General features: G+C 36.4%; 20 protein-coding genes and 1 tRNA gene. 15 read left to right on the top strand and 6 right to left on the bottom strand.

Annotated elements, in window-relative coordinates:
- The first annotated feature begins 35 nt into the window (after positions 1-35).
- The 4 genes from ACFIKU_RS03790 to dprA are packed head-to-tail and all read left to right on the top strand — an operon-like array spanning position 36 to position 4,132.
- A complete protein-coding gene (locus tag ACFIKU_RS03790; protein WP_375656724.1) occupies positions 36-1,001 on the top strand; it encodes an aspartate carbamoyltransferase catalytic subunit in 966 nt (321 codons plus the stop codon).
- Positions 998-2,299, top strand: coding sequence for a dihydroorotase (locus ACFIKU_RS03795; RefSeq protein WP_375656725.1), 1,302 nt, complete (start codon positions 998-1,000; stop codon positions 2,297-2,299). The genes ACFIKU_RS03790 and ACFIKU_RS03795 overlap by 4 nt, the downstream gene beginning before the upstream one ends.
- Positions 2,300-2,310: 11 nt before the next feature.
- A complete protein-coding gene (gene plsY / locus ACFIKU_RS03800) occupies positions 2,311-2,943 on the top strand; it encodes a glycerol-3-phosphate 1-O-acyltransferase PlsY (protein WP_375656726.1) in 633 nt (210 codons plus the stop codon).
- Positions 2,900-4,132 carry a DNA-processing protein DprA gene (gene dprA, locus ACFIKU_RS03805; RefSeq protein ID WP_375656727.1) on the top strand — a complete coding sequence of 411 codons (1,233 nt, stop codon included), beginning with the start codon at positions 2,900-2,902 and terminating at the stop codon, positions 4,130-4,132. Before plsY ends, dprA begins: the two co-directional genes overlap by 44 nt.
- Here dprA and ACFIKU_RS03810 read toward each other — a convergent pair.
- Positions 4,062-4,268 carry a hypothetical protein gene (locus ACFIKU_RS03810; protein WP_005773510.1) on the bottom strand — a complete coding sequence of 69 codons (207 nt, stop codon included), beginning with the start codon at positions 4,266-4,268 and terminating at the stop codon, positions 4,062-4,064. The genes dprA and ACFIKU_RS03810 overlap by 71 nt on opposite strands.
- Positions 4,269-4,532: 264 nt before the next feature.
- On the opposite strand from ACFIKU_RS03810, the gene topA reads away from it, so the two are divergent.
- The 7 genes from topA (at position 4,533) to ACFIKU_RS03845 (ending at position 13,263) form a co-directional block, all read left to right on the top strand.
- Positions 4,533-7,106, top strand: a complete 2,574-nt coding sequence (topA, locus tag ACFIKU_RS03815) for a type I DNA topoisomerase (protein WP_375656728.1) — start codon at positions 4,533-4,535, stop codon at positions 7,104-7,106.
- A 3-nt stretch (positions 7,107-7,109) separates the two neighbouring features.
- Complete coding sequence (rnr, locus tag ACFIKU_RS03820; protein WP_375656729.1) at positions 7,110-9,386, top strand: ribonuclease R; 2,277 nt, start codon at positions 7,110-7,112, stop codon at positions 9,384-9,386.
- 373 nt (positions 9,387-9,759) lie between these two features.
- Positions 9,760-10,932, top strand: a complete 1,173-nt coding sequence (locus tag ACFIKU_RS03825) for an MFS transporter (protein WP_375642059.1) — start codon at positions 9,760-9,762, stop codon at positions 10,930-10,932.
- Between the two features lie 104 nt (positions 10,933-11,036).
- Positions 11,037-11,204: a 50S ribosomal protein L33 gene (gene rpmG / locus ACFIKU_RS03830; protein WP_004864083.1), complete on the top strand. Its 168-nt coding sequence runs from the start codon at positions 11,037-11,039 to the stop codon at positions 11,202-11,204.
- Positions 11,205-11,534: 330 nt separating this feature from the next.
- Positions 11,535-12,092, top strand: a complete 558-nt coding sequence (locus tag ACFIKU_RS03835) for a thermonuclease family protein (protein WP_375656730.1) — start codon at positions 11,535-11,537, stop codon at positions 12,090-12,092.
- A 28-nt stretch (positions 12,093-12,120) separates the two neighbouring features.
- Entirely contained in the window at positions 12,121-12,750 is a 630-nt protein-coding gene (locus ACFIKU_RS03840) for a uracil-DNA glycosylase family protein (protein WP_375656731.1), read from the top strand.
- A 21-nt stretch (positions 12,751-12,771) separates the two neighbouring features.
- On the top strand, positions 12,772-13,263 hold the full coding sequence (locus ACFIKU_RS03845; protein ID WP_015856433.1) for an Lrp/AsnC family transcriptional regulator: 492 nt from the start codon (positions 12,772-12,774) through the stop codon (positions 13,261-13,263).
- Between the two features lie 27 nt (positions 13,264-13,290).
- Here ACFIKU_RS03845 and cobT read toward each other — a convergent pair whose 3' ends face one another.
- From cobT to glpD, 3 genes are all read right to left on the bottom strand, one after another.
- Positions 13,291-14,298, bottom strand: coding sequence for a nicotinate-nucleotide--dimethylbenzimidazole phosphoribosyltransferase (gene cobT / locus ACFIKU_RS03850; RefSeq protein WP_375642062.1), 1,008 nt, complete (start codon positions 14,296-14,298; stop codon positions 13,291-13,293).
- A 391-nt stretch (positions 14,299-14,689) separates the two neighbouring features.
- Positions 14,690-15,670 (bottom strand): tRNA dihydrouridine(20/20a) synthase DusA, encoded by a 981-nt coding sequence (dusA, locus tag ACFIKU_RS03855; RefSeq protein ID WP_375656732.1) that lies wholly within the window; start codon positions 15,668-15,670, stop codon positions 14,690-14,692.
- Positions 15,671-16,382: 712 nt separating this feature from the next.
- Positions 16,383-17,912 (bottom strand): glycerol-3-phosphate dehydrogenase, encoded by a 1,530-nt coding sequence (gene glpD, locus ACFIKU_RS03860; protein WP_375656733.1) that lies wholly within the window; start codon positions 17,910-17,912, stop codon positions 16,383-16,385.
- A 346-nt stretch (positions 17,913-18,258) separates the two neighbouring features.
- On the opposite strand from glpD, the gene ACFIKU_RS03865 reads away from it, so the two are divergent.
- The 4 genes from ACFIKU_RS03865 (at position 18,259) to ACFIKU_RS03880 (ending at position 21,524) form a co-directional block, all read left to right on the top strand.
- Positions 18,259-19,131, top strand: a complete 873-nt coding sequence (locus ACFIKU_RS03865) for a DsbA family protein (protein ID WP_375656734.1) — start codon at positions 18,259-18,261, stop codon at positions 19,129-19,131.
- Between the two features lie 242 nt (positions 19,132-19,373).
- A complete protein-coding gene (accB, locus tag ACFIKU_RS03870; RefSeq protein ID WP_375642065.1) occupies positions 19,374-19,871 on the top strand; it encodes an acetyl-CoA carboxylase biotin carboxyl carrier protein in 498 nt (165 codons plus the stop codon).
- A gap of 14 nt (positions 19,872-19,885) precedes the next feature.
- A complete protein-coding gene (accC, locus tag ACFIKU_RS03875; RefSeq protein ID WP_375642066.1) occupies positions 19,886-21,244 on the top strand; it encodes an acetyl-CoA carboxylase biotin carboxylase subunit in 1,359 nt (452 codons plus the stop codon).
- A gap of 204 nt (positions 21,245-21,448) precedes the next feature.
- Positions 21,449-21,524: transfer RNA gene (locus ACFIKU_RS03880), tRNA-Thr, on the top strand.
- Positions 21,525-21,623: 99 nt separating this feature from the next.
- On the opposite strand, the gene ACFIKU_RS03885 is transcribed toward ACFIKU_RS03880, so the two are convergent.
- Together ACFIKU_RS03885 and ACFIKU_RS03890 are read right to left on the bottom strand one after the other, a co-directional pair.
- The gene (locus tag ACFIKU_RS03885) at positions 21,624-21,827 is read right to left on the bottom strand and encodes a helix-turn-helix transcriptional regulator (RefSeq protein WP_375656735.1); all 204 of its coding nucleotides are present in this window, start codon (positions 21,825-21,827) and stop codon (positions 21,624-21,626) included.
- 72 nt (positions 21,828-21,899) lie between these two features.
- Positions 21,900-22,208, bottom strand: a 309-nt coding sequence (locus ACFIKU_RS03890) for a YqaJ viral recombinase family protein (protein ID WP_375656736.1), incomplete at its 5' end; no start/stop codon positions are given.

Consider the following 22,208-nt stretch of genomic DNA (forward strand, 5'->3'; position numbering starts at 1 on the left):
TTTAACCTGTTTAGAGAGAGATAAAGAAGAATGCTATGATTCAAGATAATTTTTTTCCACTTTTCCCTCATCAACATCTTTTAGCTATTAAAGATCTGAGTGTACAAGATCTTAATACATTGCTTGATCGTGCAGAAGCAAATGTTATCCTTTCTAACAAAATTGATAAAACAAAATCTACTTTGCATGGACGGACTCAAATTAATCTCTTTTTTGAAGCCTCTACGCGAACACAATCTTCTTTTGAATTAGCGGGTAAAAGGCTAGGTGCACACGTGATGAGTCTTGCGATCAGCAACTCATCTGTAAAAAAAGGAGAAACATTACTTGATACAGCTACAACTCTCAATGCGATGAAGCCAGATATACTGGTTTTTCGCCATAACAGCGCAGGAGCGGCAGCTTTCTTAGCGCAAAAAGTTGATTGTTGTGTCATTAATGCAGGTGATGGTGCTCATGAACATCCAACCCAAGCTTTATTAGATGCTCTAACCATTAAAAGGACAAAAGGTCGTATTGAAGGATTAACTGTTGCGATTTGTGGAGATATCTTACACTCACGTGTTGCCCGTTCCAATATCCTAAGTCTCAATGCTTTGGGTGCTCGTGTTCGTGCTGTTGCTCCCTCAACACTCTTACCCGCAGAAATCGCTCATATGAGTGTTGAGGTTTTTACCACGATGAAAGAAGGTCTTAAAAATGCTGATGTTATCATGATGTTGCGCTTACAGCATGAACGGATGACAGGCTCTTTTATTCCCTCTACGCGTGAATATTTCCATTATTTTGGCTTACATAAAGAAAATTTAGCCTATGCCAAAAACGATTGCATTATTCTGCATCCAGGCCCAATAAACCGTGGTGTAGAGATTGCATCCGACATAGCAGATGGACCACAAAGTATGATTCATACACAAGTAGAAATGGGAATTGCAGTGCGTATGGCTGTCATGGAGGCTTTATTAGATTCACGTGCAAAGATCAGTGGAGAAAAAAAATGATAAAACCAATTGTTTTTCAAAATGCTCGTATTATTGATCCTTCGCGCGCAATCGATGAAATTGGTACAGTTATTGTTGAAAATGGACGGATTATAGCCGCTGGAAAAGAAGCTCTGAATCAGGGATTCCCTGAAGAAGCAGAAGTTATTAATGCACAAAACAAAGCAATTCTCCCCGGACTTGTTGATGCCCGCGTCTTTGTTCGAGAATTAGGCAATGAACACTGTGAAACAATCGCATCAACAAGTCAATCCGCAGCAGCAGGTGGTATTACTTCCTTTCTTATGATGCCAAATACGCATCCAGTTATTGATAATGTAGCACTGGTTGAATTTATTAGGCATACAGTACAAGAAAAGTCATCGGTCAATATTTATCCCGTTGCTTCAATCACACAAGGTTTCAACGGACAAGAAATAACGGAATTCGGCTTACTAAAAGATGCAGGAGCTGTTGCCTTTTGTGAAGGAAAAAAAACGCTTCAAAGTTCATCTGTTATGCGGCGTGCAATGACTTATGCACGTGATTTTGATGTTCCATTGATGCATGAAACGCAAGATAAAGATCTTACAGGCCAAGGTGTGATGAATGAAGGACTGCTCGCCAGTTGGCTTGGTCTTTCTGGAATTCCCCGCGAAGCAGAAGTTATCCCACTCGAAAGAGATCTGAGATTAGCAGTATTAACGCAAACACGCTATCATGCTGCTCAAATATCGACAGCACTCTCTGCTGATGCACTTCGTTTAGGTAAAAAACGCAGTGAGAAAATTTCAGCGGGGGTATCTATTAATCATTTATCTTTTAATGAAAATGACATTGGTGAATATCGCACCTCTTTTCGCTTAATGCCCCCATTGCGTACAGAAGAAGACCGTGTAGCAATGATTGAAGCAATAAAGGATGGGACTATAGATGTTATTGTCTCTTCTCATGATCCTCAGAGTAACGACACAAAACATTTACCATTTAATGACGCGGCAGTTGGCGCTATTGGTATGGAGACCTTATTGAGCGCAGCCTTACGCCTTTATCATGATGAGAGCCTATCTCTTCTACGGATAACGGAACTTTTGTCAACGGCGCCTGCAAAGCTCTTTGGACTCAATGCAGGAACACTCAAAAAAGGTGCTCATGCAGACCTTATTGTGGTTGATCTTGAAGAACCATGGGTTGTTTCGACAGAGAAGCTCTATTCCCGTTCAAAAAATACCCCTTTTGAGAGTGCGCGTTTTCAAGGACGCGTGCTCCAGACCTTTGTGAAAGGGAAAACCGTTTTTAAACTTGATCAACAAACTTAATGAGATTTTTAATGAATGAAGCAGAAATATTTTTTCAGTCCACTCCATGGTTTATTTTCCTCATATCTTATCTCATTGGCTCGATTCCATTTGGTTTTCTTTTTACAAGATTGTCCAAAATTGGTGATATAAGAACAATCGGTTCCGGCAATATTGGAGCAACAAATGTTTTACGAACAGGAAATAAAAAGCTTGCTGCTCTAACACTTCTTTGTGATATGTTGAAAGGAACTATTGTTGTTTTCGTTATAAAGTTTTTTAGTGATCCGCTAGACAATAGTATCCTTGTTTCTCTAGCGGGTTTTTTTGTTTTCTTAGGACATCTTTTCCCCGTATGGCTTAAATTTAAAGGTGGTAAAGGTGTTGCTACCTATCTAGGAGTCTGCTTAGGAATCTATTGGCCTGCAGCAATTATTTTTATTATTGTATGGATAACGATTTTTCTCCTCATGCGTTATTCTTCATTATCTGCACTTGTTGCTGTTACGATCACACCGATATTTGTTTTTTATTTTTCCGCTTCTTATTTCTATTGTATGCTGATTGTGATGAGCGTATTTGTGTTTATAAAACATTCTGCAAATATCAGTAGATTATTAATTGGGGAAGAAAGTAAGATTGGTACGCAACACGGAGATAAATAAAGGAATCCTACTTACTGATCGTCAACGTCTAAGCTGGTTACGGTTATTGCGCAGTGAAAATATTGGAGCTGTTAGTTTTCGCAATCTCATTGATCATTATAAAACAGCAGAAAATGCTCTAGCCGCGTTGCCAGAGCTTAGTAGAAAAGGTGGTGGTTCTGTATCTATTAAAATAGCAAGCTTAGAAGATGCAGAAAAAGAAATACAAAAAGCTAAAAGATTAGGTGTTCGGTTGATCGGTATGGGCGAACCAGATTACCCAGCTTTTCTTAAGGTTACAGAAGCCCCTCCGCCGCTTATTGCTGTCAAAGGTAATGTTTCAATTTTTCAAAAAACTTCTGTTGGAATTATAGGTTCTCGAAATGCTTCAGCTGCTGGAAAAAAGCTTACGGCTCAATTTGCGCGTTTTCTCGGAGAAGCAGACTTTGTAACAATTTCTGGGCTCGCTCGTGGAATTGATAGCGTTGCGCATCAAGCAAGTTTAAAAACAGGAACTGTTGCAGTCATGGCTGGGGGAATTGATCATATCTATCCTCCTGAAAATAAAAGGTTGCATGAAGATATTATCGCCAACGGTGGAGCCATCATCAGCGAAATGCCCATTTCTTGGAAGCCGCGCGCTATCGATTTTCCAAGAAGAAACCGTATTATTGCAGCTCTATCACTTGGTCTCTTGGTTGTAGAGGCAGCCCTGCGCTCAGGATCCCTAATTACCGCACGTCAAGCTGCTGAAATGGGACGGTTAATTTTCGCTATTCCCGGTTCTCCACTTGATCCAAGATCTGTTGGTACAAACAATCTTATCAAGGAGGGAGCTTTACTCACCACACATCCTTCTGACATTATAGAAACACTTACGCCATTAATTTCACCGCTTCCAAATTCCCAACTCAATTTTTTTGAGGAACCACCCTCTTTACAACTTGAAAAGGAGAATTTCAATTTAGCAGATGAAAAAAACAGCAACCCCTCTTTAGCAGGTGATGATGCAGCACGTGCAGCAGTTCTCTCCGCTCTTTCAACAACGCCAATCGATTTAGATACACTCAGTACCCACTCAGGTGTTTCACTTCCAACTCTCTACCTCTTGTTGGTAGAACTCGAGCTTGCTGGAAAGCTTATTCGACACTCTGGTGGTTGTGTGTCATTGTCGAATCTTGATCTTCCCCAAGAGCCTCAGCACTATTAATAATGCTTTGCCCTTCTTTGGCAACCATATCCAAAAGCAATGCTAAAAGCGGACTATGCGCCTGACGCGCCATCTGATTCATTTGTTTTGACATGTCTGTAATATATTGGATAACTTTTAAATGATTTATAAACATAATCCTCTATCCTTGAGCATTTCCCCTCCTACCTCTCAATAGACGTTATCTTAGTATTTCGCCGTATGTTTTTGTAATAACAGTGGAAAATAAATCGTGTAATTCTATATAGGGTGTATTCTAATAATAACAATTATAAGTTGTACAATATTCATGTTTTTTATATGGCTAATATTTTTTTATGTGCTCTTAAGCAATTGTCATTAGCTATTCGCGTAAAAGGCGTTTATAAAAAAATTTTTATTTCAATATTTGGGTAAAATTATGAATATCGTTATCGTTGAATCTCCAGCAAAAGCAAAAACAATTAATAAATATCTTGGGTCTCAATACAAAGTTGTCGCATCATTTGGACATGTTCGTGATTTACCTGCAAAAGATGGTTCTGTTTTACCAGATCAAGATTTTTCTATGAAATGGGATATAGATTCTGCTGCTGCTAAACGTTTAAATGAAATAGCAAAAGCCGTTAAAGAAGCCGATAGCCTTATATTAGCAACAGACCCTGATCGTGAAGGGGAAGCTATTTCTTGGCATATTCTGGATGTTCTTCGTCAAAAAAAAGTTTTAAAAGATAAACCTATCAAAAGAGTTGTCTTCAATGCCATCACCAAAAAATCTGTGCTTGATGCTATGAACAACCCACGTGATATTGATACATCACTTGTAGATGCCTATCTTGCACGTCGCGCTCTTGATTATCTCGTTGGTTTTACACTTTCACCTGTTTTATGGCGAAAACTCCCTGGTGCACGTTCAGCTGGACGCGTTCAATCGGTTGCTTTGCGCATTATTTGTGATCGTGAATCAGAAATAGAACATTTTATCAAAGAAGATTATTGGTCCATTACAACACAGTTAAAAACCCTCCGAAATGATAGTTTCCAAGCAAGATTGACAATGTTCAATCAAAGAAAAATAGGCAAGCTTGATATTCAATCTCAAGAACAAGCAGACCAAATTCGCTTTATGTTGGAGAAAGCCCAATATCATACACTCAGTGTTGAAGCAAAACCTACAAAGAGAAATCCTTTTCCTCCATTTACAACCTCCACACTACAACAAGCAGCTTCTTCAAAATTAGGATTTTCAGCTTCTCGCACTATGCAAATTGCCCAAAAGCTTTATGAAGGCATTGAAATTAATGGTGAAACAGCAGGTCTTATTACTTATATGCGTACCGATGGTGTGCAAATAGCACCAGAAGCTATTGATTCAGCACGAAAAGTTATTCATGAAACTTTCGGTAAAGACTATATTCCTGAAAAACCATGTTTTTATTCAACAAAGGCAAAAAATGCACAGGAAGCACACGAAGCGATCCGCCCAACAGATTTTCAACGCAATCCTAGTCAAGTCCGTAATTTTCTCGATAGCGATCAAGCAAAGCTCTATGAGCTGATATGGAAACGTGCTATTGCCAGCCAAATGCGTTCTGCTGAAATTGAACGTACAACTGTTGAAATTGAAGCACAGCAAGGAGAAAACCGTGCAAATCTACGAGCAACAGGATCTGTTATTCGCTTTGATGGCTTTATTTCCGTCTACACCGATCAACGAGACGAAGAAAATAATGAAGAAAATGAATCAACTCGTTTGCCACAAATAAACACTGGTGAAGCACTTACAAAAGAAAAAGTTGAATCTGTACAACATACCACAGAGCCCCCTTCTCGCTATTCTGAAGCTTCATTAATTAAAAAGCTTGAGGAATTAGGAATTGGTCGTCCTTCAACTTATGCCTCTACATTGGCGACATTGTGTGACCGTGGATATATTGTAATTGATAAACGAAAGCTTATTCCCGATGCTAAGGGCCGTATTGTTACAGCCTTTCTTGAAAATTTTTTTAATCGCTATGTAGAATATGGTTTCACAGCAGATCTTGAAGAAAAGCTGGATCTTATCTCTGATGGAAAACTTTCTTGGAAAGATGTATTGCGAGATTTTTGGGATGGATTTAATGCATCTATTCGCAATATCCAAGAGCTTCGTATAACCAATGTTCTTGATGTTTTAAATGTAACATTAGCACCTCTCGCCTTTCCGGAACGCGAAGATGGAAGTGATGTGCGTTCCTGTCCTCTTTGTAAAAGTGGTCAATTATCATTAAAACTCGGTCGTTATGGTGCTTTTGTTGGCTGTTCCAATTATCCCGAATGTAAATACACACGCCAACTTGGTACAGATATTGGAGAAGAGAATGAAGCTGTACGCAATGATGAACCTGTTATACTTGGTATTGACCCTGAAACAGGAAAAGATATCTCTCTTCGCAATGGCCGGTTTGGTCCCTATATTCAACTTGGTGAAAGCAAAGAAGTTAAGCGTGCAGGACTACCAAAAGAATGGCAGGCAGAAAATATAACCCTTGATAAAGCCTTGGCTTTACTATCCCTTCCCCGTGAAATTGGCATTCATCCTGAAACTGGAAAAACAATTACGGCTACGATTGGACGATATGGTCCTTATCTTAGCCATAACGGAAAATCTGCGCGCCTTCTTCATGCAGATGAAGTTTTTGATATTGGTATCAATCGCGCTGTTACAGTATTGGCAGAACAACAAGAAAACAAAACCAAGCAAAGCAGAACAACACCTGCAGCATTGGCAACATTAGGGGAGCATCCCGAAGGAGGAACCATTACTGTACGCAACGGGCGTTATGGTCCTTATGTCAATTGGGGTAAAATTAATGCAACATTGCCAAAAGATAAAGATCCCATTAGTGTAACACTTCCAGAGGCATTAGAACTTATATCGGCTAAAGTATCGAGTAAAAAAACAACTTCAAAAAGAGCTTCTTCTAAAACAAAAGCAAAAATAAAAGAGACATAAATTTTGGCTAAAGGTGAAAAAAACATAAAATATCTCTCTTCATTCAAGGAGAAAAACTTTCCCAATAAGGAAGAAATCCTTTCCTTTATAAATGAGAATCCTAACCACTCAAGTAAAAGAGAAATCGCCAAAGCTTTTAACTTAAAAGGCGATTCTCGTATTTGGCTTAGAGATATATTACGTGAGTTGAAGGATCAAAATCTTATATCTAAACAGCGCAAAAGAGCAATAAACAAAGGAAAGTTATCTCCTGTTACTTTAGTAAAAATTAGCGGATGTGATAAAGATGGAAGTTTTATTGCACAACCTCTTGAATGGGACGATTCTCCAAAGCCCAATATTGAAATACACTCTTTTCATTACATAAAAGGAAGTAGTATTGGTGTTGGAGATCATATTCTTGTAAAAGTTTTTCGAAATAAAAATTCTGAAAGCTCAAGCCCCCCTTATACGGGACGAATTATTCGTAAAATTGATGTATCTCCCAAAAGTGCATTTGCTGTTGTACGAAAATTGGAAAATAATCAATGGCGCCTTGATCCTATAGACCGCAAAACCAATGAACTCATTGTTGAAATGTCTCCAGAAATGAAGGTTGAAATTGGTGATCTCGTTGAAGTCGAAATTAAAAAAAATACTGGTTACGGATTAAAGAGCGCAAAAATAAAGAATGTTTTAGGGCAGATTAAGAGTGAAAAAACACTCTCAATGATAGCGATTCTTTCGAAAGGAATTCCTTATATTTTTCCTGAAAGTGTTCTTGAGCAAGTCAAACATATCAAAGCTGCCAATATGGATAATCGTGAAGATTGGCGACAATTACCATTTATTACAATTGATCCACCAGATGCAAAAGATCATGATGATGCAGTTTATGCAACCAAGGATGAGGACCCAGAAAATAATGATGGTTGGATTATTATTGTGGCCATTGCAGATGTTTCTTACTATATCAAAACAGGAAGCGCTTTAGATAAAGAAGCATTGAAACGCGGAAATTCTGTTTATTTTCCCGATACCGTTGTGCCAATGTTACCTGAACGCCTTTCTCATGATTTATGTTCTCTGCGTGAAGGGAAAGAAAGACCAGCTTTAGCCGTTCGTATGATTTTTGATGCAAACGGTAATAAACGAAAACATAGTTTTCATCGTATTATGATTTGTGTAAGAGCGAAACTTTCTTATCAAGAAGTACAATTGGCAATTGACGGTAATATAAATAAAAAAACAGCCGCTCTTTTTGAGAGTATTTTGTATCCCTTATGGGAAGCCTATGGATGCCTTAAAGCTGCGCGAAATCGTCGCCAACCACTAGAATTAGAAATAGCTGAAAAAAAGATTATTCTTGATCAAAATGGATGCATAAAAGATGTTGTGAGTGAAACACCGTTAGAAGCACATCGTTTAATTGAAGAGTTTATGATACAAGCCAATATTGCAGCTTCTGAAACATTAAAACAACATCACCAGCCCCTTATTTATCGGACTCATGATAAACCCTCTCTTGCAAAACAAGAAATATTGCGGAATTTTCTTCAAAGTTTAGGGATATCACTCTCTAAAAGTGCTGAATTGACATCAGCACGTCTTAATAGAATTTTAGAAAAAGTCGCTCATACTCAACAACAAGAACTGGTCAATCAAGTTATTTTGCGTTCACAATCACAAGCAGAATACAACCCTAAAAATATCGGCCACTTTGGTTTAAACCTACATAATTACACACATTTTACATCCCCCATCCGTCGTTATGCTGATCTTATTATTCATCGAGCACTCATTAAAGCTCTCAAATTAGGAAATGATCAATTAACAGATACACAAGAACAAAATCTTACAGAAATTGCTACGCAAATTTCTTTATACGAGCGCCGTGCAATGATGGCTGAAAGGGAAACTATTGATCGGCTTGTTGCTCACTATTTAACGAATAAAATTGGCCGTATTTTTACAGGTCGCATTTCCGGAGTTACAAAAGCAGGTCTTTTTATCTCACTTGATAAACTCAATACAGATGGTTTTGTCCATATTTCTACACTTAAAAATGATTATTATCATTTTGATGAAGCACAACATGTTCTTGTAGGACAGCGTAGCCATAAAGGCTATCAGCTCAGTGATGTTGTAGAAGTAAAACTTATAACGGTACAACCTTTTGCTGGCGCTTTATGCTTTGAGCTCTTAACAAAACCTCGTCCAATAAAATTTTCATCAACATCCTACCATAAAAACAAATTAAAAAAACAAAAGCATACTTTTTATGGGAGCAGAAAATATTAATTAAAAACAAAAAACATTTTTATAATTTTTATTGTCTTATTTTTTTGTATTAAAGTATAAAAATTTTTAATAAAAATTTTAAACTTATTGATATCACTACTAAAAATAATATAAATAACAAAGGAATAATATATAATGAATTTATTCTAAGGAAATAGATATAATCTTTAGTATTTATATTATTTTATATATACAATTTTCTTTATCATATAGGAGGACATCTTTTATTATTATATCTATAATAACCATATAAAAATCTTGCAGTTTTTTATACTCAGGAAATGAGAGAAACTGCAAAAGATAGTTTGGGATTCCTTTCATTTCAGCTCATCTTTTCATTGTTTAAATAAACAAAGTACCTTAAGCCATTCTCATGAAAAAAAAAGCTTTTGACTCTCAAAACAATTCTTTGCGTGCAATTATTGCAGCTATTGCAACCATTGGCACTGTTGGAACAGCATTGGCAATGGGAACACAACTTGTTTCTCTTCTTATGGCAGAGAAAGGTATTTCCAATAGTATGATCGGCTATAGTGGAACTGTTGGTGGAATTGCCACAATTGTTGCAGCTATTTTTACGTCTCGAATTGCCTTATGCTTAGGCATCGCTCAAACAATATTGCTTATGATGGCGATAGGATCTTTAAGTTTTTTAGGATTCTATTTTTTTGATCCCATATGGGTTTGGTTTATTTTAAAGTTTATATTACATTTCAGCATGACAGTTATGTTTATCCTATCAGAGTTTTGGATCAACAGTTATGCTCCCCCCAAAAAACGCGGTTTAATTCTTTCTATTTATGCTATTGTCTTAGGATTAGGGTTTGTGATAGGTTTAATGCTGTTAGCGAAAGTGGGAACACAGGGATTTATTCCTTTTGCTGTTGGATATGGCCTTATTATACTTGCTACTATACCAATTCTTGCAGCTTGGAAATTAAGTCCGGAATTTCAAAAAAAACAATATACGTCATTTTTTCGTTATCTTTTTCACGTTCCAAGCGCAATGGTGGCCGTCTTTATTTACGGGGCCATTCAAATGGGCGTATTAACTCTTATAATACCCTTTAGTTTATCCATTGGTTATAATGAGAATGAAGCAGCATACTTTATGGCAACCCTTGCTCTTGGGAATGTGTTCCTCTTAATTCCTATCAGCATTATAAGCGATTATGCCAAAGATCGACGCTACCCGCTGTTAAGTTGTGCTATCTTAGGCTTTGTGGGAACTTTTATAATACCATGGGTTCTTCAATATCCATGGATTCTGATGCTTGATCTGTTCCTTCTTGGTGGTGTATCAGCGAGCCTTTATACAATTAGTCTTGCACATCTAGGGGCACGTCTCAAAGGACAAGAACTTGCTGCTGCCAATTCTGCTTTTATTTTTTGCTATGGAATTGGTATGCTCATCGGGCCGACCTTTATCGGAAAATCCATGGATATCTTTAATCCCTTCGGTTTTTCAATAGCTATGGCTGTTTTTTTCAGTTTATATGTCATTTTTGTATTTGTCCAACTTATGAGAAAATTAATCAGCTCTTGACTTTTTTGAGAACATCCGTAGTGTTACTGGAAAATCTGATGACATCAGAAATAGGTTTTGATAGCAAGATAATATTTTTTCAGTATAAATAGGGTTCTTACATTATGGCTAAAGCAGCAACCATTAAGATCAAGCTTTTATCGACTGCAGATACAGGTTTTTTCTATGTAACAAAGAAAAACAGCCGTACAATGACAGATAAAATGAGCAAGCGTAAATATGATCCAGTTGTAAAAAAACACGTTGAATTTAAAGAAACAAAAATTAAGTAAATAGAATTATCATTGAATTGATAGATTTTATACTCCAAAAGCAATGTGGGGGCATTGCTTCTCAAAGTTATTTTTTTAGGGGTGTTTTTTGTTTCCTTGTTTTAAAAAAATGCTTTATAAATTTGTATGTTTTGTGCGAATTTGGATAAGTTGATTTATTATTTAAGTTGCTTACATATATTCTACATGAGTATTGATTATTGTGCTATCTAACGAGATTTTTTTCATTAAAACGAGACATTGTTTCGTCATATAAATGGAATTTCGGACGAATTATAAGCAATACTAAAATAGAGTGCGTTATAATAATGTTAGCAGTTTCTTGGTTTCATGAAAAAAATTTCTCATTTTAATCTAAGAAGTTTAAAAAAAATTACCGGTTTCAGTATTTTTGTCGCTGCTAGCTTTCTTATCGTTATGTCAATTTATTTTAAGCAAAACCAGCAGTTGCCTCAAAAAGAAAATTTTTCTTCTCAAAACTTTGTTAAAGGAAATACACTAATCATTGATGGTGATTCTATCATGATTTCTTCAATTAGGATTCGACTTGCTGGAATTGATGCTCCTGAACTCCACCAATTTTGTGGAAAAAAGGAGAAACGCTATCCTTGCGGGCTTGAGGCAAAAAAATATTTAGAAAAACTAATAGAAAATCAAACTGTTACATGTCTCTGGCATAAAACAGACCAATACCGTCGTATCCTTGCAACATGTAAAACAAAACAAGTTAGCAATATCAACGCGACGCTTGTACATAATGGTTGGGCTGTAAGTTATTATGAATATCCCAAAGAAGAACAAGAAGCTAGAAGGAAAAAGAAAGGAATATGGGCATCAAGTTTTCAACGACCAAAAGAATGGCGCAAAGCAAATCCTCGCACAGAATAAGAAAAATATTTTTTAATTTCATTAAATAATGAAACGATGTAGCCAAATTATCAAACTTGAAAAAGAGATCTATTCCTGTCGTGTTTGTATCCAACAACCCCATTATTTTCCTCCTCTTCCTCACGAACCAAATCCCGTCGTTTATTTATCCAATACGGCTTCGATTGCAATTGCAGGACAAGCACCGGGATTGCGTGTCCATGAAACTTCTATCCCTTTTAATGATCGCTCTGGCGAAAGGCTGCGTGATTGGCTGGGGGTAACGAAAGAAGAATTTTATAATAGATCTCTTTTTGCTATTGTTCCTATGGGATTTTGTTTTCCAGGTTATGGCAAAAATAAAGCTGATTTACCACCGAGACGTGAATGTCGAGAAATATGGCATGAAAAGATATTTCAAGCGATGCCTCAAATAAAGCTTGTTCTTGCTATTGGCAGTTATGCGCAAAAATGGCATATTACGGAATTAAAACATAAAACTGTTTCAGCAACCGTTAGTGATTGGAGAAATATCCTTTCCATTCCCCAACCTCGAGGCTATAATGTTATGCCTTTACCTCATCCATCATGGCGAAATACTTCTTGGTTACGGAAAAATCCATGGTTTAATGATGAGCTTATTGTATATCTGCGTTGTTTAGTGCGTAAATTTTTATAAATTAAAATATTGAGAAAAAATATGGATCGTCTTGATAGAAAAATTTTACATCTTTTGCAAGAAAATGCAACACTTTCTGTTGCTGATATTGCTAAAAAAGTAGGACTTTCGACCACTCCTTGCTGGCGTAGAATTCAAAAACTTGAAGAAGATGGCGTCATTCAGCGTCGTGTTGCCGTTCTTTCTCCAGAAAAAGTAAATGCGCATGTCACTGTTTTTGTGTCTATTCGCACGAACACACACAGTCATGAATGGTTTAAGCGTTTTTCAAAAATTGTACAAGAATTTCGTGAAGTCATTGAATTTTATCGAATGAGTGGAGATATTGACTATTTATTGCGTGTTGTTGTGCCCAACATTGAAGCTTATGATCTTTTTTATAAAAAATTAATTTCTAAAATTGACATCCGTGATGTCTCATCTTCTTTCGCAATGGAACAGATTAAATATACAACGGAACTTCCACTTAACTATATTAAATTACACGACAAGACGCACGAACAAAACTCTTAAGAGTTTTTTATATCGTCTCATTATCTTTTAGGCATTCAAACTTTCTTGTTTAAAAACCACCATTTGTGCATGTGTTAAAACAGCAGCTTTGACAATACCAGCTGCCATAGCAGCTCCTGTCCCTTCACCAAGACGCATCCCCAAATCCAGAAGTGGTTCTTTGCCAATTTTTTTTAAAAGTTTACGATGAGCTGTCTCAGAAGAAACATGTCCAACAAGGGTATGATCAAGAGCTTTTGGATGCATTTTATAAAGGACCGCTGCAGCTGCTGTTGCCACAAAACCATCTAAAATAACGGGTATTTTTTCTATTCTTGCTGCTAAAATAGCACCAACCATAGCAGCGATTTCACGTCCTCCTAAGCGACGCATTATCTCAAAAGGATCATTTAAATAATCCTTATGCAAAGAAATGGCTGTCTTAACCGCTGCAATTTTACGCTGATAAAAATCATCTTCTGATTCCATACCATTTTCTGTCCATTCTTCCACTTCTCCTCCAAACAATGCTAAGCATAAAGCTGAAGCTATTGTTGTGTTTCCAATTCCCATTTCTCCAATACATAAAAGATCTGTCCCACCCGCAATGGATTCCATTCCAAATGCCATTGTAGCAGCTGCACTCCGCTCATCCATTGCGGCATCCTTCGTAATATTCATTGTTGGATATTCCAATGCTAAATCAAAAATTTTTAATCCAAGATCATAAGCAATACAAATTTGATTGATAGCAGCTCCACCAGATGCAAAATTTTGCACCATCTTTTGTGTCATAGATTGTGGAAATGGTGTAACATTTTCTTCTACTATACCATGGTTTCCAGAAAAAATAGCGACTAAAGGTCGCGTTACGATAGGTTTTTCTGTTCCCCTCCATCCCGCATACCAAACAGCAATATCTCCCAGTTTTCCCAATGTTCCTTGCTCTTTTGTTAAGTTCTTTTGCCGTTTTTTTGCCAAAATTATAGAAAACTCATCAGCAACAGGTAAATTTGTAAGCAAAGCACGAAAATCATCAAATGGACTAGCGGTCATAAGGATACCTTTTAAAATCTACAATGTTTATGAAAATCACGTCATATATACAGGATATGAATAATTTATTGTTTTTTTAACAGTGCTTTAAAAAAGTTAAATATTATGAAAGCAATGATTTCTATATTCTATTTTCTAATCAAATAACGAACATGAAAGATTTAAAATATTATCAATATGTTATTACTATTTTTACATCATGCTCTTAACCTATTTCTCTATTCAATAGGAGCAATCAGCATGTTGTTTAATACATAAATTCTAACACTCCTCCTATAACAAAAGTTATAAACTTTCAAAAACTTATAAAATTGAAAGGATCAAAATTATCGCAAAGAAATCAAAACGCAAAGGATCTCAACTTTAATATATGTTAATTGTCAGGCTGTTATTAAATAAGAGCATAAAAAGCTTCTTTTAAAATAGATATATCTGCATTTGGTTTTGTCGCATCATTTGATAATATTTGCCGCCATCGACGTGCTCCACCCCGCCCATGAAATAAACCAATCATGTGACGCGTCACATGAGAAAGCCGCCCCCCCGATGCAATATGTCGAGCGGCATAATCACACATAACCTCAATAAGATCACTCTCACTCAGATTATTTTGCGCCTCATCATAGAGTTCAAAATCAATATGTTTTAACAAAGCTGGATCATGATAAACTTGGCGACCAAGCATGACAGCATCACAGAACGTTAAGTGTTCTTTGATCTCATCAATTGATTTAATTCCACCATTTATCCCAATGAATTTATGGGGATATTTACGTTTTAATTTATAAACCCTTTCATAATTAAGGGGCGGAATATTGCGATTTTCTTTCGGACTCAATCCTTGTAGCCATGCCTTGCGTGCATGTATCCAAAGTGCATCACATCCAGCATTCCAAACCTGATTAGCCAAAAGATCTAACGCTAACTCTTCGTCTTGTTTATCCACTCCAATCCGACATTTGACAGTTACAGGTATAGTAACCTCTCGTTTCATCGCTTCCACGGCATTTGCCACAATGTCTGAATGTAGCATCAAACAAGCCCCAAAGACACCTGCTTGAACACGATTTGATGGGCAACCGACATTGAGATTTATTTCGTTGTAGCCAAAATCTTCAGCAATTCGTGCAGCTTCTGCTAACTTTTTCGGATCTGCTCCCCCTAATTGTAAGGCAACTGGACGTTCTTTATCGCTAAAAGCCAACAATTGTTCGCGAACACCATGAATGACAGCATCTGCGACCATCATTTCCGTATAAAGAAGTGCTTTTTTCGTTAAAAGACGATAAAAAAACCTGCAATGTCGGTCTGTCCAGTCTAACATTGGTGCTACTGCAAATTTTACAGGCGATGGAAGGTTGTAAAATATCATGAGGGCATTACTCTCATATCCCTATAGCTCTCTCTTTATACATAGAAGTATACATAGAAAAATACTTACTTTTAGTTTATGGAAAGTTTCATTCTCTTATACTATCATGAGTATAATAACAGCCCATTATCTTCAATTGATATAAAAGTTTACTACAATCAATGATGATAAAACACAATATCGCATTTCTTATAGATTAGTGTTCAGGTATATAAACATGAAAAAAGAAGATTTTTACTATAATATAAAAAACTCATTTACAAATTCTTCTTACGCTCATCAAGCCTCTATCCTTACATGATTTAGCACAGCGTTTAAGATAATAAATGATAAACTAGCACATTATACAATTTTTCATGATAGATTTAATTTTCTTTAGATTTTTTTAACTTATTGTGCAAATAAACGCTACAGAAAGTAATTTTATCTTCTCCTTAAGAAAAAACAAAAATCCTTATCTCATACGAATCTGATTATAAATCAGTTTTCTCAATGAGTTATTCTTGGTAATATTCCTGAATTTCACTTTATAAGATAGACAAATTTCATTCTAAATATTCTATCTAATTTTGCCATTTTATGATTCTTGCAAAAAAAACTAAAATTAGGGCATAGACGACTATTGTCTTTATTAATACGTATGACTAACATTCGTATCTTTTGGAGGAAAATATTTTTCCATATTGCAGATAAAATCTGTAGAATGAAATGATCATAAACGTTGTTCAATCTCTTGTTGGCTTTGCATATAAGAAGAAAGAGCATCAACCTCTTGTTCATTAAAGAGGAGACCAAGTTTTGAACGACGCCATAATACATCTTCACATGCTTTAGCCCATTCTTTTTCCATCAACCATTTTACTTCTACTTCATAAAGCCCATGTCCAAAATTTTTTCCTCTATTTGCCTTACCATGTGCAAATATCACCAATGCTTCCGTACCATAGGAGCGTGCAAGTCTGCGATGTGTAAAAGCATCTAAATCTGGCATCAAAAGAGCAATCCTATTTTCGATTATATCTAATTGATTATAGGGAAAGTCACCCCCTGGAAGTACTGTCTTAGCCGTCCATGATACTCCCTTTTTACCAAGCGCTTTTTCAACAAATTGCATCGCATCTTCAGCCAACTTACGATAAGTTGTAATCTTTCCACCATAAAGATTAAGAATCTTTGGTGTTCTTCCTGTTCCCATTTCTTTTAAAACATAATCGCGCGTAATTTCTTGTGCTTTTGAAGCTCCATCATCATAGAGTGGACGAACTCCAGAGTAAGACCAGACAATTGTTTCAGGCAACACTGGTTGTATGAAATATTCACTGGCCGCTGCACAAATGTAATCAATTTCTGTATCAGTAATATGAACGTCAGCCGGATCTCCTTGATAATTACAATCTGTTGTTCCAAGCAAGGTAAACTCTTCTTGATACGGAATAGCAAATATAATACGTCCATCACCATTTTGAAAAATATAAGCACGATCATGAGTATAAAGCTTAGGAACCAAAATATGAGAACCTCTAACAAGTCGTACTGGTGGATGTTCTTTACAGTCTAATATATTTGCCAAAACATGATCAATCCAAGGTCCTGTCATATTCGCAACATAAGAAGCTGTGACACTATATTCTTTGCTACTTAACTTGTCTTGCAGAATGATACGCCATTTATTGTCTTCTTTTTTTAAAGAGAGAACTTCTGTTCGTACTTTTATATCAGCGCCCCATTTTTCTGCATCACGAGCATTGCCAATAACTAAACGCGCATCATCTACTCTTGCATCAGAATATTCAAAACCTCTTTGATATTCTTTCTTCAGGGTAGAGCAAAATTTTTTTGAAAAATTAATCGTTTTACTGCGCCACAATTTCTGATTCCAATTCCCTAAATAATCATAAATAAAAAGTCCAAAACGCAACATCCAAGCAGGGCGCAATTCTTTATGATAAGGAAGAAGAAAACGCAAAGGACGCACAATATGTGGAGCCATACGTAAAATGATCTCGCGTTCTTTCAATGCTTCACGAACAAGTTTAAACTCATAGTGTTCAAGATAACGAAGCCCGCCATGAATAAGCTTTGTTGACACACTTGAGGTCCCAGATGCAAGATCGTTCATTTCAGCCAATCCCACTTTAAATCCGCGTCCTGCTGCATCCCTTGCCAATCCACACCCGTTTATCCCTCCCCCAATGATAAACAGTTCATAATGTGTTGTGGTTTTCATAATTTCACTTTTCATTATTTAAGTTTGTTTCTCAGTACTCAATAAAGCAATAGGAAAAAATAATACAAGTATTCTTCATTGTATTATCAACGTACTTTTTTCCTAAAATAAACACGCACAAAAAGCTTTTGATAGCCTTATACATCAAAACAACATTTGACAAATTTAAGAGAGTTTCTTTATCTTTTACAAAACATAATCCTTGCCAAGCCACGGTTCATCATATGAAATCTTTTTAGAGAAAAATTGATGTTTTTTCTCATTTTTAAATACACACTATAGCCAAATGCTTTATTGCACATAGATAGCGCTTTTCATATAGTTCACTCAATGGCACCCTAGAAAATATGAAGGTATACAGATGACTTATCACTCTCAAAACTCGAAAATAACACTTCTTTCAAAAATTTTAGTCCCAGTTATGTCGAGTATTTTAATCTTTTTACCTTCTTTATCAAACGCAACATCACACTCAAAAACAGAAAATCATTTAAGCTTAGAAAAGCTTAAAACACAACTTTTGGAAGATTCTAGCTTTTTATCTAAGCTTAAAGAAAAAGTGGTACCACATACTGATTCTCATCATATTCAACAAATTGTCAGAGAGTATCTTCTTACTCATCCAGAAATTCTGATTGAAATGCAGCTTATTCTTCAAGATAAGCTGGACAAACAGAATGAATACGAAAACAAAATACAAACTTCTGTCATTCATTTATTAGAAAAAGAAATTTTTCATTCTCCTCATGACGCTGTTTTGGGAAACCCAAATGGTAAAAGAGTGCTTGTCAATTTTTTTGATTACAACTGTGGATATTGTAAAACTTCCTATTCACATATAGAAGACTTGATAAAAGAATATCCAGATTTAAAGGTTATTATCAAGGATTTACCAATTTTAAGCTCTGATTCTATAGCGGCCCATACTGTCGCCTACGCATTTCGGAAACAATTCCCAGAGAAATATCCTCAGTTTCACAAAACGCTCTTAATGTATCAGGGGCGCGCAAATGAAGCTAAAGCTATTAAAGTAGCTGTTTCATTAGGAGCAGATGAAAAAAAACTACATAATGCAATAAAAGATCCCACTCTGCAAAACGCTTTTAAAGAAAATATCCAAATTGCCTCTAAACTTCATATTACGGGAACACCTTCTTACATCATTGGTAATAAAATATTCATTGGCGCAGCTAGGCAAGACATTCTAAAACAAGCGATAGACAATACACGGTGAATACCTGATCAGTTTTAGGAAGAATACTGTAAATGAGGTAATTTTATGCTTTCTCTTTTTTGATAACCGGCTTATAAGTGCAATTTTGCGTAAAGCAGATACGAATTTTAAATTGCACAGCATAATAATTTAAAGGAAATAAAAATCTTTAAAGCCTCAAAAGATGTCATCCCTAATCTAGAGATATTCTGTCATAAAATGAGATAATGACGATCTTCATTGATCAAGGAGTTAGAAATAAAATGGCAATAAAAAAAATGGATTCGGCAAAAACCGCAATTGATACGAAAATTATTCGTGATCTTGCTGAAATTTTGAATGATACAAATTTAACGAACATTGAAGTTGAACAAGGTGAGCTTCGTATTTGTGTCTCACGCCAAAATACCTTCACTTCTTCTGAACAAGCAATCTATGCGCCTGTTTCTACTCCTACTTTTTCTGTAACATCTTCTCCAGTCCCAACAACTGAATCTCCTATACAATCTATCCAAGAAGATAAATCAAAAAACACAATAACCTCTCCAATGGTTGGAACAGCTTATCTTGCACCTTCACCAGGCGCGCAACCTTTTGTAGAAGTAGGACAAAATGTTTCTGAAGGAGAGACATTACTTATTATTGAAGCCATGAAAACAATGAATCAAATTTCATCACCACGCTCAGGCACGGTAACCACTGTTCTTGTCAAAGATGGACAACCTGTTGAATTTGGTGAACCACTTATTATTGTTGAATAAAGCGAGGGGCGACCATGATTCGAAAAATCCTCATTGCTAATCGGGGAGAAATTGCTCTTCGCGTTTTACGTGCATGTAAAGAACTTGGCATAAAAACCGTAGCTGTTCACTCTACCGCTGATGCAGATGCTATGCATGTTCGTCTTGCTGACGAAAGTGTTTGTATTGGCCCTCCTCCTGCTCGCGATTCTTATTTGAGTATTCAGCAAATTATTGCTGCTTGCGAAATTACAGGAGCTGATGCTGTTCATCCAGGTTATGGCTTTCTTTCTGAAAATGCAAAATTTGCAGATGTTCTAGAAGCCCATGATATTACATTCATCGGTCCAACAGCTACTCATATCCGAATCATGGGCGATAAAATCGAAGCAAAGAAAACGGCCCAAAAACTTGGTATTCCTGTAGTTCCAGGTTCAGATGGAGCAGTCACTGAAGAATCAGATGCTTTACGCACTGCTCGTGAAATTGGTTATCCAGTTATTATCAAAGCTTCTGCCGGTGGTGGTGGACGTGGTATGAAAGTCGTTCATTCTGAACAAGAATTTTCTATAGCTCTCAAAACAACACGTTCAGAAGCGAAAGCTGCTTTTGGTGATGACGCTGTTTATATAGAGAAATATTTAGAAAAACCCCGTCATATTGAAATTCAAGTCATAGGTGATGGTGCGGGAAATGCTATTCATTTAGGAGAACGCGATTGTTCACTTCAACGACGGCATCAAAAAGTATGGGAAGAAGCTACGTCACCTGCACTTAATGAAACTGAACGGAAAAAAATTGGCAGTATTGTTGCAAATGCCTGTGCCCAACTTGGATATCGTGGAGCTGGTACTATTGAGTTTCTTTATGAAAATGGCGAATTTTATTTTATTGAAATGAATACGCGTTTACAAGTGGAACATCCTGTAACTGAAGCTATTACAGGTATAGATTTAGTCCATGAACAAATCCATATTGCATCAGGCTGCAAGCTTTCAGTGACACAAGATGATGTCTGTTTTTCTGGTCATGCCATTGAATGCCGTATTAATGCAGAAGATCCTATTAACTTTACGCCATCACCTGGAACTATTACACATTTTCATACACCTGGAGGTTTAGGGATTCGTGTTGATTCTGGCGCTTATTCAGGTTACCGTATCCCTCCTTATTATGATAGCATGATTGGCAAGCTGATTGTTCATGGACGTACCCGTTTAGAATGTATGATGCGTTTACGGCGTGCTTTAGACGAATTTGTCGTGGATGGGATAAAAACTACACTACCTCTTTTTCGCGATCTTATTAATAATCAAGATATTGCTGATGGTAATTATAATATTCACTGGCTAGAAAAATACCTTGCTCATCAATCAAAGTCTTCAGATTCGTAATTCGATAGCAAAATGGTGAATTCTTATAAAAGATTCTATAAGATATCAATATAAGGATAACTCCAGCCTTGCTGTAAAAAGTGGTAAAAGAGGAAATAAGTTGGTTATTTTTTATTTGTTATATAGTTTTCTTTTAATATGTACAAAATTTGATAATTTTCTGTTTTCCTTTTTGTGAGTTTGTGCTAACTCCTACATGGTTACGCCCTTATAGCTCAGTTGGTAGAGCACCTGATTTGTAATCAGGGGGTCGGGAGTTCGAGTCTCTCTGGGGGCACCATTTTATTTCTTAAACATATTGAAATATATAGATTTTTTCTTTAAACAGCTGTTTTCAGACCACCTTTTAGACCACCCTTTACGGTTTATATAATTTTACCTAATTTGTTTTTATTTGCTCCTTATTTTTCTTTGGAGTGAAGGCTAAGATCTCTTTTTTTCTCCATCTCACTGCTCTCCCTAGCTTATATGGCTCCGGAAACACCCCCTGAAGCACCCAATTGCGAATCGTTGTTGTGGATACACTAAAAAGCTGTGCACACTCACGTGTCGTTACATATCTATCTCCATCATCAAATATCATCTCATTACCTTTCTCTTTTTTATATTAATTAAATGGGCGGGGGTGCTGGGAGGAGAGAGCACCCCCATAGGTTTAAGCAGCTTTTGCCAAAATCTTTTGCATCTCTTGTTCTATTTCCCCTAAAAAGATTTCGACCGCTTTATTAATCTCTTCAATGTGTTTCTCATCACGGAGGACGCGTTTGACTTTCATTCTCAAACCAGTAGATTTGCCTACAAAATTTGGATTATAGCTCATGAAATCACACCATTTGCGTCCAGTGCATGCCATTTGGAATTGCATTTGTGCGTGATATTCTGGTTTAATTTCGTCATACATAAAAAAACGAAGATGAGTCGTTGATTGTGGACATTTGACTTCGATTAAACCGTCCTCTCCAAT

This window comes from Bartonella sp. CM120XJJH (assembly GCF_042194715.1).
GTDB lineage: Bacteria > Pseudomonadota > Alphaproteobacteria > Rhizobiales > Rhizobiaceae > Bartonella.